The following is a 17,951-nucleotide window of genomic DNA, read 5'->3' as shown; positions in this document are numbered from 1 at the left end:
TTATTAATAAATACCCTTTAAAATCAAGGAATTATCACAAAGAAAGGGCATATAAATCAACACAGGTAAGTGATGATTGTCATCTCCTTTCAAATCAATACTACTATGATAGGTAGCACTGACTGACCAATCAGCCTTTATATTCGGTGGTTTAGGACAAGTTGTCAAGTAAAAAAACCATGCATTAACAATAACTATCTGTTATCAATCTACCGAAATATTATCAAGACTCATTAAATTCTAAACTTTATCCTTACTCAGATAGTTTATCATAGTAATGACAGCAAAAAATTTTATGATACTTCTAACATCAACTGTCGCCATCAGTTTTATAAATATGTTACTATCCCATTAATAAACGACCATTAAACTACAAATAAACTTGAGCCTATATTCATGAAAACTGTCATAATATCTCGTATCCAACGTCGATCCGCTTTGCTATGTCTTTGTGCTCTAATGAGCAGCAGCATTTTACCTGCTGCAAATGCCGTGACCATTTATAAATCTGTTGGTGCATTTGGTGAACAGAAATACTCACAAACTCCACCACAAGATGCGACTGATGTCATTGTCATGGAATTACGTCCAGATGGGCGTACTGTAGATGCAGGACAAATGTCAGGACAAACCGATGCCAATGCCTCAACTGAACAATCAGAACTTGAACAACGTAATGCTGAGCTAGAAGCCAAACTTCGAGCAAAAGAAGAACAGGATCTTGCACAACGCTGTCAAAATCTACGTACTAATTTAACCAATCTTTCAACAGGTGAACGAGTCTATGAAAAAGATGATCAAGGTAACCGTAAATATTTAGATAATCGTGAAATAGAGCTGCGCCGTGAGACTGTACAAAAGGCTCTGCAACAATATTGCTCAGGTCAAAGCACCTAAAATTAGAGCATCTAAAAAATATACCAGCAAACCAAACACTGCTCTCAGCCCTTTTAATTAAATTCATCTTGAATTCAAATAAGGGTCTGATAGCAATGTTTACCATATAATTAATTGACTGCTATTGTTTTTTTGATTTATCTTAAAAATTATTTGATGTACTCATTACTTGAGAGATAAAGTCTGCCATATCTTTGGCTTGTACACCTCTGTGCCCAACATGACTGGCTAATTCATCACCAGCAATAGCATGTACCATAACCGCCTGTAACAAACTACGTTGTAACTGAGGCAAATCTGTCTGTGCTAATAACGCGGCTGCCAATCCTGATAACACATCACCCATACCCGCAGTCGCCATACCTGCATTACCTGCGGCACAAATATGACATTCTTCTTCTGACCATACAATTGAACCTGCCCCTTTTAATAGCCAACTGCCACCCCACTGCTTGCCAAGCTGCTGTATGGCAGTGATACGATCTGACTCAACCTCTGCTACTTCACAATCTAATAATCGAGCCGCTTCCCCACTGTGTGGGGTAAAATAAACATCATGCGCCTGAATATGTGTCATGAACTTTTTGCGCAACGACTGTTTCTTAGTTTGAGCCAGTGATGCCAAATGATATAACCCATCAGCATCTATCAACAAATCTTTTTTAGCAGCAATAGCCGCTTCAAGATAGATAGTAAATAATTTCTCACTAGCATTGTTACGACCTAGCCCCATACCAATTGCCATCACATCTACCTGTGACAGTATGGCTTTGACTGCTTTCGTATCCATCAGATCAATACTCATTGCATTGGGTAAAGCAGTGATTAATGCCCCATGAAATTGTTGATGGCAAGCCACAGTCAGCTTACCCACCCCTGCTGCTAATGCCGCACTGGCAGCTAAAATAGCTGCACCACCCATGCCTTGTGATCCATCGACATAATTGCCTCCAATAATAAGCACATGCCCATAACTACCTTTATGACTGTCATGTTGACGAGGGTTAAATGGTTGTATTGCTGACTGCAACCAGGCACATGGTACATCTGATGTCACTTGGTCAGTTTGTTGGCTGTCTTGCTGAGCATAATAATAGGTATAAGGAATCAGTGGAATATCAATGACTTCACCTGCATAATCACGTCCAGATTTGATATGCAGCCCAACTTTACGAGCCAGCATACACAGCGTATAATCTGCTCGCACCGCCACAGACTCAAACACTTGTCCAGTACTGGCAACCAGCCCACTAGGAATATCCACTGCCACAACAGTTCCCCGAAGATGAGTGGCCATTTGATTGATTGTTTCAATCGCTTGTTGGTAATTACCTGCAGGCACACGGTCTAGCCCAATGCCAAATAATGCATCAATATGGATAATAGATTCTGCTCTTGATAAATGTTGGCACTGTTGATATAGCAAATCTTGTATATCGGCTTTTTTTGCCTGCCCAGTTTGAGCCAATATATCGTTTTCTAAACTAAGATTTTCTAGACTAAAAATAGTATCTGCATCTTGCTTCTGGCAATATACCGCTTTGGCTTTTTTTGTCAGTTTAGAGCTCGGAGCTGCCACTGCCACCACTTGTACTTGCCAGCCAAACTGGGTTAAATAATGTGCCATTAACCAACCATCACCACCATTATTCCCTGCTCCCACCCAAATAATAGCAAGTTTGGCTTTTCTTTGGCGTTGGCTTTTTTCTATCTGTGAATCAAATTGATACTGCAACCAATGTGCCGCTTGCCATGCTGCTTGTTGCATCAAAGCAAAGTCATCATTTCCTGCTGCAAACCATTGTGACTCAAGATTATAGACTTGCTCACTACTAAATAAGGGGATTGCGGTCATATCTAATCTCTGCTGATAGGATAATAGCTCATCTTTATTAAGAGTATTCATGATTTCTCCTAAGTCTTTTATAATAAGTCTGATGGAAGATAAAACCAATTAATACAATAATTTTGATATTAAAATTGGTATTGAGTCAAAACTAGCATATCATACTGCTACATTGCGAGAATCAAATCCATTGCCCCTACTGCACAGCCTATCATGCCTTTTGCTAATACATCTGCCAACTTAGAGATAAACCCTTTTCACACTGCCAGCGATGTCATCGCGTGGATTCGTAAGCAAGCCATTGAGCTTGGCTTTGCAGATTGTGGTGTTGTCAGTGTTCATAACCCCTTGTTTGCCAAACAAATGCAAGGGCTAAAACAATGGCTAGAGCAAGGCTATCATGGTCAATTAACCTTTTTAGAGAATAATCATGATAAACGTGCGAATCCTGCCCTCTTAGTTGAAGGTGCTCGCAGTATCATTAGTGTGCGTATGGACTATCTACAAACTCCGCCAAAACGTCGTACAGTTGAAGATAATGACCGCCCCAATCATGCCATTATCGCGCGCTATGCTCGTGGTCGTGACTATCATAAAGTCATGCGCTCACGTCTGAAAAAGTTAGCACAGCGTATCGAGGCCATGCTACCACACTGGCAACATCTACAAATCAATGCCGAAGCACCCTTTGTATTTCGTCCTTTTAGTGACTCTGCGCCTATTTTTGAACGTCCTTTAGCAGATGCCGCCGGTTTGGGCTGGACAGGCAAACACACGTTACTGCTGAATAAACAAGCAGGGTCTTTTTTTGTTTTGGGTGAACTTTTTTTAAGTTTAGAGTTACCTGAAGGTGAGCCAACCACACCGCATTGTGGTAGCTGCCAAGCATGTATCAATATCTGCCCCACCCAAGCATTCATTGCACCTTACAAGCTCAATGCCAATGCCTGTATCTCTTATCTTACCATCGAATACGATGGCATCATTCCTGAGCAATACCGCCGTGCTATTGGCAACCGTGTTTTTGGCTGTGATGACTGTCAGCTTATTTGTCCATGGAATCGCTATGCCAAACTTGCTGTCATTGATGACTTTGCCCCACGTCATGGACTAGATAGCATCCGTCTTATCGAGCTTTGGCAGTGGGACGAAGCACAGTTTTTAAAGTCCACCGAAGGCAGTCCCCTAAGACGTACGGGATATCTTAACTTTATGCGCAATGTTGCCATTGGTTTAGGCAATGCCACGGCTGATAGACAAAATATTACTACGCTACAAAACCGCTTGGGACACAGTAATATGTTAGATGAGCATATCCACTGGGCGATTGCAGAACAAAAACGCAAACTGTGCTAACAGCCAAACAAAAAAGGCATGATCCAAAGATCATACCTTTTCTTTAATAACAATAATCATACCTTCCACTTTAACTTGTCAAATCTATCCTAAATTAGCACAACGCTGCCAAATTAGGATTTGATACAACTTAAGGCTTAGGGATACGCAATACTTGACCAGGATAGATCTTATTAGGATCTGACAACATTGGCTTATTGGCTTCAAAGATTTTCATATACTCATTGGCAGAACCATAAACATCTTCTGAAATTTTTGATAAGGTATCACCAGATTTTACCGTATACATGGTTGATTCAGGAGCATCATTTTCGATATCAATATTATCAATGACTTTAGCAACATGTTGTACGTTACCAATAGCAATAATAGCTTTTTCACGGTCAGCTTGTGTGCTGGCTTTACCACTAATCTCAGCTGTATCCGTTGTACCGTTGTATTTTACTTTTAAATCTTTGATATTTAAATTTTGCTGTTGAATACGAGCTAATAGCAAATTTGCCACTGACTGAGCAGAAGGTTCAGTACTTGCTGCTGGTTTATCAGCAGAAGCTTTTGTTTCTACATTGGCTTGATGCTTTTCGTCATCTCTATTAAAAATTTTATCACCAATATCTTTGGCAAAACTAAAAATTCCCATATTACACTCCTTAAGTTAATAATTGGATTTTTCTAAATCTGATAGTCAAAATTAGCTAATTATAGTTTATTACCTGTAATTTATAACACATTAAATTGATTAGTAATAAGCTCTATAATCACAACTTTATTTATTATAAATGATATGATCATTTGGCTTATAATTCAAAAGCTAGCAATAATATACCAATATTTTAGTTTCACTGTGATGACTTTGATAAGCAGTTTTGTTAAAAAATATTTTATAATTTATACTCAGCTTCATCATCAGCCGTCAATCAATAAACCATTGACCATAAAAAAGCTCCCAACTAAGTTGAGAGCCTAAAATATAAGATAACATCAATAGTTTTGAACAACTTTGATAGTATCTTATGATAAAGCAAACCTCTTTAAAGGATTTACAACTTAGCTTTTACATAGTCAATGGCTTGCTGTACTGTAGTCAACTCAGCTGAATCTTCATCAGGAATGGTGATACCAAAGTCATTTTCAAATGACATCACCAGCTCTACTAAATCTAATGAATCTGCACCCAAATCTTCCATAAAAGAAGCATCATTGCTGATCTCTTCTACACTAATATCCAATTGCTCTGCAACTGCAGATTTTACTTTCAACTCAATATCATTACTCATTTTGTTCTCCATGATCATACGTTAAATAGCATTTGACGGGCTGCTAATTTACCACAGTTGCCAAATGTTTGTAATGGATGTATTACCCATAAAAGCTAAACTAAGCTCAGGCATCTATCCCTAGAAAATAATCGCGATAATTATAACACCAAATTTAAAATTAAAAAGACAAGTTTACACTTGTTCACAGTATGCTTAATAATATTACTACCGACCATGAGCCATGGCTGATATGTAATTTATCAACCTACATATACATACCACCATTGACAGGCAATACAGCTCCTGTCACGTAACTGGCTTCATCGCTTGCCAAATAAGCAACCGCTGCGGCCACATCCTCTGGCTGTCCTAAACGACCGACAGGTACAGCATCTAACATAGAGTTTAACAAACGCTCATCTAGCTCATCTGTCATGTCTGTCTCAATAAGACCAGGTGCGACGCAATTGATGGTTACTTGACGGGTGCCAATTTCTCGAGCCAAAGTACGGCTAAACCCTTCGACACCTGCTTTGGTGGCAGCATAATTGGCTTGTCCTGCATTACCCATCTGAGCAACAACAGAAGTAATATTAATAATACGACCTCGGCGTGCCTTCATCATACCACGCACTGCCCGTTTACTCATACGATAAATTGAGGTCAAATTGGTATCAATTACCTGATCCCACACTTCATCTTTCATGCGCATTAGCAAACTGTCTTTGGTAATGCCAGCATTGTTTACCAGTACTTGCACGCTACCATAAACACTTTCAATCTCTTCAAATAACTTATCAATTTGCGCCTGATCGGTAACATCTAAGATGCGACCAATTCCACCTGCTTCATGTAAATACTCTTCAATCGCTTCTGCGCCAGCTTCAGTCGTTGCCGTACCAATGACAAAATGTCCTTCTTTGGCAAAACGCTTGGCGATTGCTTTACCGATACCACGGCTAGCACCTGTCACTAATGTAATTGTACGACTCATACCAATACCTCCATTATTTTATCAAGTCGAGCAAGTTTATCGGTTGGATAGCTAGGAATTGGGGGATCTTGTCGTTTTGACAAGTTACTTAAGACATTGCCTGCACCACACTCTATTAATAAGTTCACATGTCTTTGTGCCAAAAAATGCATCGTCTGTCGCCACTGTACTGGATCAGTGATTTGTTCTATAAGGGCATTTTTTATGTCTTGCTTGGTCTTATGAATGGTCGCATCACGATTTTGTACCACTGGTATATTTGGTGTATTAAATTCTACCTCTGCCAATGCCTGCTGCAATGCTTCTTTGGCAGGCTGCATCAGTGCACAATGAGAAGGAACACTGACTTTGAGTGGCACAACCTTTTTACCCATACATTGAATCTGTTCAATCAATACATCTACGCCAATGCGATTACCAGCAACCACAACCTGACCAGGACTATTAAAATTCGCTGCGCTGACTAAGGCATCATCATTTGAGCTCATCACTTGCTCACACACCACCGCCACTTGATTATCATCTAATCCTAATACAGCCGCCATTTTTGTCTCTATCCCAGCGACTGCTTGTTGCATAAACTGCCCTCGTTTATGTACCAAGGTAACAGCATCAGCAAGGCTTAACGCTTCAGCAGCACATAGGGCGCTGTATTCACCCAATGAATGACCTGCCAAAAACATCGGCTGTATCTGTGTTTGCTCTCGTAGAATATACCAAATTGCCATACTGGCAGTTAACAACGCTGGCTGTGTATACTGTGTCATTGCCAGCTTTTCTTCATCTTGGCAAATCTGCCACAAATCAAATCCGAGTGCTTCACTGGCTTGGGCAAATGTCTGCTCTACCACAGGATAGACAGGTGCTAATTCAGCAAGCATACCCACCGACTGCGAGCCTTGACCTGGAAAAACCAATGCAATACGTTGCTTTTGATTTGCATCAATATCTACATGCGATGATTTACTTGGCTTGGTTGGCATTACTCCATTTCCTTATGTCTCACACTCTATGAGTGTTTACTAATCAAATCATTAATTTATTAAAGTATTAACTTCTTTAAGCCATTAAACGATAAAAGCCAAGAGATGTACCCTAATGTAAACATTAAGACACATACCTTGGCTTTATAAATTCACCATATAGGCAAATTTAGTCGTCTTGACTCACTTTAAATAACTGACGACCACGATAAAAACCATCTTTTGTCATGTGATGACGACGATGTTTTTCACCAGTAGTAGAGTCTACGCTCAGCTCTGCAACGCTCATATGGTGATGTGAACGACGCATGTCACGACGTGAACGGCTCTTACGGTTTTGTTGAACTGCCATGATAAAGCTCCTATGCTTTTGCTTAATGTTGCATTATATTACTATAGTGCATTGTTTGCATTGTTGCGTGCGTATTTGATATCTTACACAAAGCCGTCCGCCACTACTTATCAGTATCGAGTAGCAAAAAATCAACTTTGTCGTAATCATGCAGTAAAGCTCACCAGCAAGGGTTACATTTACCGCTAGAATCAATCTAATTTGAATAAACGTGCCATTATACGCACATAATGCAAAATAATAAAGCCCATCATACAATTATCATTGAGATAAGCTTAGATATATATTTACTCTGATAGCTGTTCTTTTAGCCCTGCCAATACTGCAAATGGATTATCCGATTCCTCATCTTCTGGTATGTCACCCACCTGCGCAACCATCATCTCACAATCTTCATGTTTAGCAGACAAAGGTACATTTAATAATAGCTCATCCTCCACCAACTCTGCTAAAGGCAATAATCGCTGATGTTGTTGTGTACTAATAACTTCATCTAAAAGCACATAATCTATCTCATCATCTAATAAACTACTTTGTGATTCATCATATAACAAAGCCAGCTTCTCTTCATAATCCAGCTCGATATCAAGTGGCTGTAAGCAGCGTTGACAAATGACCCAAAGCGCACCATCAAATGACATGGATAGCCAAGTAACATTATCTCGTTTTTCTAATTTGCAGCACAAGTTTATTGCAGTTTTGCGGTGATTGGTATCCACAAGCTCCAGCAAACGTGGAAATAACATTGGCGTCACCTCACCTTCCCATGAAAAGCCAGCATCTTCCCATTTATCTAAAATAATAGACTGAGGAAAAGACGGATTACTCACAGTACGTGGTGTATTTTGTGATGTCATAGAGTATCCTAATACTTTGGCTAATAAAAAAGGCTAATAGCTACAACTTGATTGTAATCAGTTGTAGAGTGCATTTACGCACAGTTAAATCAAAGGTAAAGATGCATAAAATGCACCCTACAAACTAACATCGTGTTTTTGCATAAGTCGTAATAATATAGGCTTAACATGATAACACCATACTGATGCTGTGAAAAATAGTAAACACACCGCTGATGGTATCAACCAATAATAAAACTTAGAACCTGTATTCATAATCCAAAATCAGGGGAGTTTTAAACTAAAATTGCGTAATACAAGGCAAATTTTGGGGTGAATAGTCACTCTATTTAACCCAAAATTTAACGCCGTAGTACGTCTATTTTAGGCAAAAAGCCACCATTATGGGTTGTGAATACAGGTTCTTATATACAACTAAACAGTGGCATATCAATGACAAACATAGCAATCTGGCTAATATTGTCTATAATGATACAATTTATGCACCAGCAACATTTCTGTCGTTAAGCCTACCCTTATGAATCCTCAGTTTACAGACTTTAAGTGTCAAAAAATACCTAAATTACAAATGCTAGATAAGCAAAAACAAAATTACATACAAAGCCATTATCCAAGTCCTAAGCAGCTAAGACAATGGCAACAGCAATGGCAGCATATCCAATACTTTAACACTGCTACTTCATCTGAGCAAACTTGCACAAGCAATAATAAAATAGAAGCTCAGCAAGTACAGTGGCTCATTGACGTTTTTAATGATTTATTTCATTGGCAAAACGTAAAATTAGTCAAGGGTAATACCGAACCTGAGTATTTTCCTGCTACTATAGAGACGCCAGCACAAATTGTCTTTGCTCACGGTTATTTTAGTAGTGCTTTACACGAAATTAGCCACTGGAGTATTGCTGGCAAAAAAAGACGCACACTTGCAGATTTTGGCTATTGGTATGCCCCTGATGGTCGCAGTCCAGAACAACAACGTATATTTGAACAAGTAGAAGTCAAACCACAAGCCATTGAATGCCTATTAACTTGGGCATGCAAAAAAAATTTTCATACCTCTAAAGACAATCTAGAAGCCAGATTTGCGCTAAAAGACACTCAATTTGATCAAGATGTCCATCAACAAATACAAAATTATTTATTTAAACCTGACTTACTACCCAAAGATGCTTTATTATTAATTAATACACTCAACAAAGTTTGCAGTTAAAATAGCAACGAATGCAGCTTACTGCCACAGGAGTTTTGCCACCATGCACACTGTCTATATCCACCCAGATAATCCACAACCACGACTCATTAAACAAGTCGCTGATGCCTTGATACAAGATAAACTTATCGTCTATCCGACGGATACCAGCTATGCTTTTGGCTGCAAGATTGGCTCTAAAGAAGCCCTAGCACGGCTTAAGCAAATTCGAGCATTGGATGATGGGCATCAATTTACTTTATTGTGTCGAGATTTAAGCGAAATTGCCACCTATGCTACCGTAGATAATCAGCAATTTAAGCTACTGAAATCTATGACACCTGCTGCCATAACCTTTATCTTAAATGCCACCAAAGATGTACCCAAAAAATTGACTCATCCCAAGAAAAAAACCATTGGTATCCGGGTTCCTAATAATCCAATATCACAAGCATTACTTGAAGCTGTCAACGAACCCATATTAACCAGTTCACTTATTTTAGCAGATGATGACAGTATATTAGATGATCCGTTTGATATAGAAGAAAAACTAGATAATCTGATTGATGTACTGGTCAATGCTGGCATTAAGACAACAAAATCTACCACTATCATAGACATGACGTCAGATACTGCAACCATCGTCAGACAAGGTGCAGCAGATGTCAGCCAATACATTAGTTAACTTTTAAATGAGTTAAACAGATACAAAAAAGATTAAATAAACTTGCTGACAAACAAAACCCCCAACCTAGATTACATTTAGATTGGGGGTTTTATTTATATATTGCACTAAATAAAAACTGCTAGTCTTATTGTGTATGCGATAGTAGAGACTACAGCACAATAATATATAAACTAGTCACGATCTACTAGCTCAACATACGCCATTGGCGCATTGTCACCGTCACGATGGCCACATTTGATGATACGCAAGTATCCACCTGGACGCTCTTGGTAACGTGGACCTAGAGTAGAAAATAGTTTTCCTACCATATCTTTGTTGCGCATACGGCTAAAAGCCAAACGGCGGTTTGCTACGGTGTCTTCTTTTGCCAAAGTAATTAATGGCTCAGCTACACGGCGTAACTCTTTTGCTTTCGGTAATGTTGTTTTAATCAGTTCATGTTCAAACAAAGAGTTTGTCATGTTCTGGAACATTGCCTTACGATGGCTACTGGTACGACCCAGCTTTACTCCACTCTTACGATGTCGCATGGTCAAATATCCTTAAAGTTTAACGGCTACGATAAGAAAAACGATCATCAACACGCAAATCAGCTGGTGGCCAGTTTTCTAGGCGCATATCTAATTCTAAATCTTTTGACGCTAATACGTCTTTGATTTCGGTTAATGATTTCTTACCAAGATTTGGGGTTTTTAGAAGTTCTGTTTCAGAACGTTGTACCAAATCACCGATATAATAAATGTTTTCAGCTTTTAAACAGTTGGCTGAGCGAACCGTTAGCTCAAGGTCATCTACTGGGCGTAATAGCACAGGATCAACCTCTTCTTTTTCTTTCACAGGCTCAGGTGCTTCTTCAGCTTCCAAATCAACAAAGATAGAAATCTGTTGCTGTAAAATCGTCGCTGCTTTGCGAATAGCCTCTTCAGGATCGATTGTACCATTGGTTTCAAGTTCAATGATAAGACGATCTAAATCAGTACGCTGCTCAACACGAGCATTTTCAACTTGGTATGCGACACGTGATACAGGACTAAAGCTGGCATCTAGTTTTAGACGACCAATCGCTTTAGTATCCCCATCTTCACGGCGTTGGTTCGCAGGCTCATAGCCACGACCCATAACCACACGCAGACGCATTTTTAGATGACCACGATCACCCAAAGTTCCCAAAACCAAGTCAGGGTTCATAATTTCTACATTATGCGGTAAGTTAATATCCGCTGCAGTAATCACCCCAGGACCTTGTTTGTCTAATGTTAAAAATACTTCATTTTGATCATGCAAAGTAATTGCAAGACCTTTTAAATTTAATAATAAATCTAAAACATCTTCTTGCAAACCTTCAAGAGTAGAATATTCATGATCTACCCCCTCAATTTCAGCTTCAATTACAGCAGCACCAGGTAATGATGATAAAAGAATACGGCGTAAGGCATTACCTAAAGTATGCCCAAAGCCGCGCTCTAACGGCTCGAGCGTGACCTTTGCATTGGTTTCATTGACCGTATCCACATTAATGGCATTCGGCGTTAGAAACTCTGTTGCATTTAGCATCATGATGTCACCTCGATTATTAAACTGGTTATATTAACGTCGATTATTTAGAGTACAATTCGACGATCAAGCTTTCGTTAATCTCAGCAGGGAGATCGATACGATCTGGTGCTTGCTTGAATGTACCTTCCATTTTGCTATGATCAACATCTAGCCATTCTGGTGTGCCACGCTGACCAGCCAGTTCAATTGCGTTTTTAATACGCAACTGCTGACGTGCTTTTTCATGTACAGCAATCACATCACCATCTTGCAACTGGATAGAAGGAATGTTCACACGAACAAACTCATCACGTCCAGCTTTTTTGACCATAATCGCACGGTGGCTAACCAACTGACGCGCTTCTGCACGAGTTGAGCCAAAGCCCATACGATAAACAACGTTATCTAGGCGACGTTCTAACATTTCAAGTAGATTTTCACCAGTTGCACCACGCATGCGAGCTGCTTCTTTATAGTAGTTCGCAAATTGACGCTCTAGTACGCCATACATACGTTTTACTTTTTGCTTTTCACGTAGTTGGCTAGCATAATCTGAAGTTTTGCTACGGCTATTGCCATGTTGCCCAGGGGCACGTCCTGCTTTTTTTGTCTTAACGTCATAAGGCTTCACACCAGATTTTAATTGTAAATCGGTACCTTCACGACGTGACAACTTTAATTTTGGTCCAATATAACGGGCCATTTTTGTGTCTCCTTCGCTTGTATATTAAGCTTCGTCTTTAATATTAGACGCGGCGCTTCTTCGGCGCGCGGCAACCATTGTGTGGGATTGGTGTTACATCAGAGATTGTATTAATCTTATAACCCAATGCACCTAAGGCTCTTACCGCAGACTCACGACCCGGTCCTGGTCCTTTGACCAAAACATCGACATTCTTCACACCATACTCTTGAGCAGCTTTACCAGCTACTTCAGCGGCAACCTGAGCTGCAAATGGTGTAGATTTACGTGAACCACGGAAGCCTTGTCCACCAGCGGTGGCCCAAGCCAATGCATTACCTTGACGATCGGTAATAGTCACAATGGTGTTATTAAAAGACGCATGAATGTGGGCTACGCCCTCTGATACCGAACGACGTGCCGTTTTTTTACGACCACGGGTGTCTTTTGCCATCTTTTAGCTTCCTAAGTTAGTTATTTTTTCAGTGCGCGGCGAGGTCCCTTACGGGTACGCGCATTCGTTTTAGTACGCTGACCATTGACAGGCAAATTACGACGATGACGAATGCCACGGTAACAACCCAAATCAACTAAGCGTTTAATGTTCATCGAAACTTCACGACGAAGGTCACCTTCTGTCATATAATTTCCGACTTCAGCACGGATAGCATCTAACTGCGCATCTTCCAATTGACCAATTTTAGTGGTTGGATCAACATTCACTGCTTCTAAAATTTGCTTTGCAGTGGTGCGACCAATACCAAAAATATAAGTCAATGAAATCACAGCATGCTTGTTATCCGGAATATTTACACCGGCAATACGAGCCATTGATTTCTCTCCAATTATGAAATACCAGTAGTGACTACAGTAGGTAGCCTACTCCAACACTTCAGATTCATTGCAGTCTATAGTAAAAAAAGTAATAAATAGTCTTTATATTTACTATGTATGACAGCTTACATCATAACTTTTATAATATAAAAACTTATACCTACAAACTTACTACAAACGACGGCAAGTAGCGGATAATATATTATCCGCTACTTTTTTTCAAGGTTTAATTATTAAATATGGCAAATTCATAGAATATTAACTACTTGAAGCACACATCATATTGATTTTGCCACTATCTTGCTAAAAGCAAAATATATTAATTAATGATTAACCTTGACGTTGTTTATGGCGTGGTTCTGCTTTACAAATAACATGAACCTTACCTCCACGGCGAATAACTTTACAACTGCCGCAAATCTTTTTAACTGATGCTTGAACTTTCATTTTACTCTCCTATCTGAGTATTCTGGATATTGCTTATCTTTCAGCACTTGGCTTAAGAAGGGTTTCGAATTAACGTTTGCTCATGGTATTGATGCGTCATCAAATGAGCTTGTAACTGTGATATGAAGTCCATCGCTACAACTACCATGATTAATAAGGAGGTACCGCCTAAATGGAAAGGTATACCAAATGATGATTGTAGCAACATGGGCATCAGACATATCACAGTCATATAGATTGCTCCAATAAAGGTCAATCTATTTAGCACATGATCTAGATAACGCTGAGTCTGTAATCCAGGTCGAATACCAGGGATATAAGCACCACTACGTTTTAAATTCTCTGCTACCTCACGTGGACTAAAGACCAACGCAGTATAAAAGTAACAAAAGAAGATGATCATCGCACCAAATAACACCAGATATAAAGGCTGACCAGGCGCAAGTACTAAAGATACATTTTGTAGGATTCTTTGGGTTAAACTAGGATCAGCAGAACTACCCACCCACTGCCCTAGACTGGCAGGAAATAATAATAAAGAACTGGCAAAAATGGCAGGAATGACACCAGCCATATTTATCTTTAATGGTAGATGTGACTGCTGTTGCGCATATATCTTGCGCCCTTGTTGTTGCTTTTGTGCATAATTTACTGGAATACGACGTTGCGCACGTTCGATATAGACAATGCCTGCTGTTACTGCAATACCTAATATAGCAAAAATCAGTAATGCAATAATGCTCATTTGCCCTTGATTAACTTGCTCAATAGAAGTACTGATCATACCTGGCACACCAGCAACAATACTGGCAAATATTAACATCGAAATGCCATTACCCACACCACGCTCAGTAATTTGCTCACCAAGCCACATGAGGAACATCGCACCTGCAACCAATGAAGTCACAGCAGGGATATAAAAAGTCAACCCTGTACTTAATGTTAAGTTTTGGCTGATTAATCCAGTACACATAAATACAGACTGAATCAACGCAAGAAACAGTGTACCTTGACGTGTATATTTATTAATCTTTCGCCGCCCTGCTTCCCCTTCTTTTTTCAGTGCTTCTAGTGATGGTATAACTGCCGACATCATTTGTACAATAATAGAAGCAGAAATATAAGGCATAATCCCCAAAGCCATAATAGACATTCTCTCTAATGCCCCTCCTGAGAACATATTAAACATGCTCAAGATGGTGTTTTCATTACGAGAGAACAAATCTGCTAAAGCTTCAGGGTTCATTCCTGGCACAGGGATATGTGAGCCTAAACGATAAACAATCAATGCCCCAATTAAAAATAGCAACCGACTCCATAGTTCATCATATTTACGAATAAATATGATGGGATTCATCGGGATTGCAGACGTTGATTGCTTCGCCATTTAGATTACTCCTCGGCATCCTCAACACGGCCACCAGCAGCTTCAATCGCTTCTTTGGCACCTTTGGTTACTTTAACGCCTTTGAAAGTATAAGCTTTATCTACTTCACCAGATAAGATAATGCGAGCACGTTTCATATCTCCACGGATAATATTAGCCGCTTTTAGTGTTTCAACACTAACCACATCACCTTCAATTTTATTTAGTTCAGACAAACGTACTTCAGCCGTTGTCATCGCCATTTTGCTGGTAAAGCCATATTTTGGCAGACGGCGATAAAGTGGCATTTGACCACCTTCAAATCCTGCACGAATACTTGAACCCGTACGTGATTTTTGACCTTTAACACCACGACCACCAGTTTTTCCAAGCCCTGAACCGATACCACGTCCACGACGCTGTGCCGTTTTTTTCGAACCTGGTGCTGGTGATAATTCGTTTAATTTAAGTCCCATTACGCTTCCTCCACTTTTACCATGTAGTTGATGCGATTCACCATACCACGGGTAGAAGGAGTGTCTTCAACTTCTACAGTATGACCAATACGGCGTAAGCCCAATCCTTTCAAGCATGCTTTATGGCTTTTGAGGCGATGGGCACCTGATTTTACTTGAGTAACTTTCATTGTTTTCATTAATACTCACCTACTCCATTAGCCCAGAATTTCGTCAACAGTTTTACCGCGTTTTGCTGCAGTTTTTTCTGGAGTTGACATATCACGTAAGCCTTTAAATGTTGCATGCACAACGTTGGCTGCATTTGTAGAGCCATAACATTTTGCTAGTACGTCTTGTACACCTGCAACTTCCAAAACCGCACGCATCGCACCACCAGCAATAACACCTGTACCTTCAGAGGCAGGCTGCATATATACTTTACTAGCACCATGACGAGCATTGATAGGATGTTGCAATGTCGCACCATCTAAATCAACTGTGATCATATTACGTTTGGCAGCTTCAAGCGCTTTTTGAATTGCCGCTGGCACTTCACGAGCTTTACCGCGACCAAAGCCAACACGACCATTTCCGTCACCGACCACTGTCAAAGCAGTAAAAGAGAAAATTCGACCACCCTTTACAACTTTAGAAACACGATCAACAGAAACCAATTTTTCTACTAAACCGTCTGTTTGTTCAACTTTAGCCATGATTAAAACTCCAATCCATTTTCACGAGCAGCATCCGCTAATGCTTTGATGCGACCATGATATTTAAAACCACTACGATCAAATGCTACTTTTGTAATACCAGCAGCTTGAGCTCGCTCAGCGATAAGTTTACCCACTGCTTTAGCAGCTTCAACATTACCAGTTGCACCAGAACGTAGTGTCTCATCCAAAGTAGAGGCTTGAGTTAATACTTCACCACCAGTAGGAGAGATAATCTGTGCATAGATATGACGTGGGGTACGATTTACGGTTAAACGATGGACAGCCAAGTGCCGAATATGTGCACGTGTCTTTTTTGCTCGACGTAAACGAGCAGATTTTTTATCAAACATGTCAATTCACCTTATTTTTTCTTAGCTTCTTTACGAACCACATGCTCATCGCTGTAGCGTATCCCTTTACCTTTATAAGGCTCTGGTGGACGGAAACTACGGATGTTAGCAGCTGCTTGACCAAGTTTTTGTTTATCAGTTGATTTCAAAACAATTTCAGTTTGACTTGGTGTCTCAGCAGACACACCTTCTGGCAATGTGTATTCAACGGGATGTGAATAACCAACGTTTAAGGTTACTTTGTTACCTGCTGCTTGTGCACGGTAACCAACGCCAATTAATTGTAGGCGTTTTTCAAAACCATTAGTCACACCTTCAACCATGTTGTTCAATAAAGAACGAATGGTTCCAGTATGCATCCACGCTTCTTTTGATTCCGCTTTTGGAGATAAGATGACTTGTCCATCTTCTTGATTTAGCTCGACCAAATCATGCAGGCGTAAAGACATTGTACCATTCTTGCCTTTAACTTCAACCTGCTGACCGTTCAAAGTAACGCTTGCACCATCGGGCAAGGCTACAGGGGCTTTAGCCACACGAGACATAGGAGTATTCCTTAAAAATTTACGGTTATTTTACGAAACTAACAGGCCGCAGCCTGTTAGTGAGTCGTATCATATACGATTGAAGAACTAATAACAAATATAAAGTAGATTTAATGCTTCATAACTGACAATAGTCCTTTTTGTAATCTGATACTATTTTTTGCTATTAACAAACATAAGCCATATTTAAGCAACGAATGCAATCACTTCGCCACCAATGCCAGCAGCTCGTGCTGCACGGTCACTCATAATACCTTGACTTGTTGAAACAATAGCAACACCTAGACCTTGACGTACACTTGGCAGGTCATCTTTACCACGGTACTGACGCAAACCAGGACGAGAAAAACGTTTGATCGTCTCAATAACCGGTTTACCTTCAAAGTATTTTAGTTCTATGGCTAAGGTTGCTTTACCATTTTCTTCTTCTGTCACTTCAGCAGAAGCTATATAGCCCTCTTCCACTAGTAAATCAGCAATAGATTTACGTAATTTAGAACTAGGCATCTCAACTGAAACTTTATTTGCCATTTGTGCGTTACGGATACGGGTTAGCATATCAGCAACAGTATCTTGCATACTCATAATATTACTCC

The 17,951-nt window shown here is 39.9% G+C and carries 24 protein-coding genes; 4 read left to right on the top strand and 20 right to left on the bottom strand.

The genetic code is table 11. The annotated features are described in order from the left end of the window. The first annotated feature begins 459 nt into the window (after positions 1–459). Entirely contained in the window at positions 460–897 is a 438-nt protein-coding gene (locus FHK89_RS09285; protein WP_230659312.1) for a DUF4124 domain-containing protein, read from the top strand. A 142-nt stretch (positions 898–1,039) separates the two neighbouring features. Here FHK89_RS09285 and FHK89_RS09280 read toward each other — a convergent pair whose 3' ends face one another. Then, the gene (locus FHK89_RS09280) at positions 1,040–2,803 is read right to left on the bottom strand and encodes an NAD(P)H-hydrate dehydratase (RefSeq protein WP_230659310.1); all 1,764 of its coding nucleotides are present in this window, start codon (positions 2,801–2,803) and stop codon (positions 1,040–1,042) included. Between the two features lie 153 nt (positions 2,804–2,956). On the opposite strand from FHK89_RS09280, the gene queG reads away from it, so the two are divergent. Beyond that, positions 2,957–4,099, top strand: a complete 1,143-nt coding sequence (queG, locus tag FHK89_RS09275) for a tRNA epoxyqueuosine(34) reductase QueG (protein WP_230659308.1) — start codon at positions 2,957–2,959, stop codon at positions 4,097–4,099. Positions 4,100–4,229: 130 nt separating this feature from the next. On the opposite strand, the gene lysM is transcribed toward queG, so the two are convergent. The 6 genes from lysM to FHK89_RS09245 form a co-directional block, all read right to left on the bottom strand. Next, complete coding sequence (gene lysM / locus FHK89_RS09270; RefSeq protein ID WP_230659306.1) at positions 4,230–4,739, bottom strand: peptidoglycan-binding protein LysM; 510 nt, start codon at positions 4,737–4,739, stop codon at positions 4,230–4,232. Between the two features lie 400 nt (positions 4,740–5,139). Next, entirely contained in the window at positions 5,140–5,376 is a 237-nt protein-coding gene (gene acpP, locus FHK89_RS09265; protein WP_230659304.1) for an acyl carrier protein, read from the bottom strand. Positions 5,377–5,623: 247 nt separating this feature from the next. After that, the gene (gene fabG / locus FHK89_RS09260) at positions 5,624–6,358 is read right to left on the bottom strand and encodes a 3-oxoacyl-ACP reductase FabG (RefSeq protein ID WP_230659512.1); all 735 of its coding nucleotides are present in this window, start codon (positions 6,356–6,358) and stop codon (positions 5,624–5,626) included. Beyond that, the gene (gene fabD, locus FHK89_RS09255) at positions 6,349–7,335 is read right to left on the bottom strand and encodes an ACP S-malonyltransferase (protein ID WP_230659302.1); all 987 of its coding nucleotides are present in this window, start codon (positions 7,333–7,335) and stop codon (positions 6,349–6,351) included. Before fabD ends, fabG begins: the two co-directional genes overlap by 10 nt. Before the next feature lie 169 nt (positions 7,336–7,504). Further along, the gene (gene rpmF, locus FHK89_RS09250; protein ID WP_230659300.1) at positions 7,505–7,687 is read right to left on the bottom strand and encodes a 50S ribosomal protein L32; all 183 of its coding nucleotides are present in this window, start codon (positions 7,685–7,687) and stop codon (positions 7,505–7,507) included. 287 nt (positions 7,688–7,974) lie between these two features. After that, on the bottom strand, positions 7,975–8,544 hold the full coding sequence (locus FHK89_RS09245) for a YceD family protein (protein ID WP_230659298.1): 570 nt from the start codon (positions 8,542–8,544) through the stop codon (positions 7,975–7,977). Positions 8,545–9,061: 517 nt separating this feature from the next. On the opposite strand from FHK89_RS09245, the gene FHK89_RS09240 reads away from it, so the two are divergent. Both FHK89_RS09240 and FHK89_RS09235 read left to right on the top strand, forming a co-directional pair. Continuing rightward, positions 9,062–9,754 (top strand): elongation factor P hydroxylase, encoded by a 693-nt coding sequence (locus FHK89_RS09240; protein ID WP_230659296.1) that lies wholly within the window; start codon positions 9,062–9,064, stop codon positions 9,752–9,754. Positions 9,755–9,797: 43 nt separating this feature from the next. Then, positions 9,798–10,418 (top strand): L-threonylcarbamoyladenylate synthase, encoded by a 621-nt coding sequence (locus FHK89_RS09235; protein WP_230659294.1) that lies wholly within the window; start codon positions 9,798–9,800, stop codon positions 10,416–10,418. 173 nt (positions 10,419–10,591) lie between these two features. Here FHK89_RS09235 and rplQ read toward each other — a convergent pair whose 3' ends face one another. The 13 genes from rplQ to rpsH all read right to left on the bottom strand — a co-directional run bounded on the left by rplQ (position 10,592) and on the right by rpsH (position 17,940). Continuing rightward, positions 10,592–10,951 carry a 50S ribosomal protein L17 gene (gene rplQ, locus FHK89_RS09230; RefSeq protein WP_230659292.1) on the bottom strand — a complete coding sequence of 120 codons (360 nt, stop codon included), beginning with the start codon at positions 10,949–10,951 and terminating at the stop codon, positions 10,592–10,594. A gap of 19 nt (positions 10,952–10,970) precedes the next feature. Next, positions 10,971–11,978, bottom strand: coding sequence for a DNA-directed RNA polymerase subunit alpha (locus FHK89_RS09225; protein ID WP_230659290.1), 1,008 nt, complete (start codon positions 11,976–11,978; stop codon positions 10,971–10,973). Positions 11,979–12,018: 40 nt separating this feature from the next. Beyond that, complete coding sequence (gene rpsD / locus FHK89_RS09220; protein ID WP_230659288.1) at positions 12,019–12,660, bottom strand: 30S ribosomal protein S4; 642 nt, start codon at positions 12,658–12,660, stop codon at positions 12,019–12,021. Positions 12,661–12,703: 43 nt separating this feature from the next. Next, complete coding sequence (rpsK, locus tag FHK89_RS09215) at positions 12,704–13,093, bottom strand: 30S ribosomal protein S11 (RefSeq protein ID WP_230659286.1); 390 nt, start codon at positions 13,091–13,093, stop codon at positions 12,704–12,706. Between the two features lie 20 nt (positions 13,094–13,113). After that, complete coding sequence (rpsM, locus tag FHK89_RS09210; protein WP_230659284.1) at positions 13,114–13,470, bottom strand: 30S ribosomal protein S13; 357 nt, start codon at positions 13,468–13,470, stop codon at positions 13,114–13,116. Positions 13,471–13,803: 333 nt separating this feature from the next. Further along, complete coding sequence (gene rpmJ, locus FHK89_RS09205) at positions 13,804–13,920, bottom strand: 50S ribosomal protein L36 (protein ID WP_230659282.1); 117 nt, start codon at positions 13,918–13,920, stop codon at positions 13,804–13,806. A 52-nt stretch (positions 13,921–13,972) separates the two neighbouring features. Further along, positions 13,973–15,277 carry a preprotein translocase subunit SecY gene (gene secY / locus FHK89_RS09200; protein WP_442966579.1) on the bottom strand — a complete coding sequence of 435 codons (1,305 nt, stop codon included), beginning with the start codon at positions 15,275–15,277 and terminating at the stop codon, positions 13,973–13,975. Between the two features lie 35 nt (positions 15,278–15,312). Next, entirely contained in the window at positions 15,313–15,762 is a 450-nt protein-coding gene (rplO, locus tag FHK89_RS09195; RefSeq protein WP_230659278.1) for a 50S ribosomal protein L15, read from the bottom strand. After that, positions 15,762–15,941: a 50S ribosomal protein L30 gene (gene rpmD, locus FHK89_RS09190; protein ID WP_230659276.1), complete on the bottom strand. Its 180-nt coding sequence runs from the start codon at positions 15,939–15,941 to the stop codon at positions 15,762–15,764. The genes rplO and rpmD overlap by 1 nt, the downstream gene beginning before the upstream one ends. Before the next feature lie 18 nt (positions 15,942–15,959). Next, positions 15,960–16,457 carry a 30S ribosomal protein S5 gene (rpsE, locus tag FHK89_RS09185; RefSeq protein WP_230659274.1) on the bottom strand — a complete coding sequence of 166 codons (498 nt, stop codon included), beginning with the start codon at positions 16,455–16,457 and terminating at the stop codon, positions 15,960–15,962. A 2-nt stretch (positions 16,458–16,459) separates the two neighbouring features. Next, positions 16,460–16,810 carry a 50S ribosomal protein L18 gene (rplR, locus tag FHK89_RS09180; protein ID WP_230659272.1) on the bottom strand — a complete coding sequence of 117 codons (351 nt, stop codon included), beginning with the start codon at positions 16,808–16,810 and terminating at the stop codon, positions 16,460–16,462. An 11-nt stretch (positions 16,811–16,821) separates the two neighbouring features. Then, complete coding sequence (gene rplF, locus FHK89_RS09175) at positions 16,822–17,355, bottom strand: 50S ribosomal protein L6 (protein WP_230659270.1); 534 nt, start codon at positions 17,353–17,355, stop codon at positions 16,822–16,824. A gap of 186 nt (positions 17,356–17,541) precedes the next feature. Next, a complete protein-coding gene (rpsH, locus tag FHK89_RS09170; protein WP_230659268.1) occupies positions 17,542–17,940 on the bottom strand; it encodes a 30S ribosomal protein S8 in 399 nt (132 codons plus the stop codon). Positions 17,941–17,951 lie beyond the last annotated feature (11 nt).

It is taken from the genome of Psychrobacter sp. I-STPA10, from assembly GCF_021012795.1.
Taxonomy (GTDB): Bacteria; Pseudomonadota; Gammaproteobacteria; order Pseudomonadales; family Moraxellaceae; genus Psychrobacter.
The sequence above is the reverse complement of the archived record's forward strand: the minus strand, read 5'-3'. Positions and strand labels throughout refer to the sequence as shown.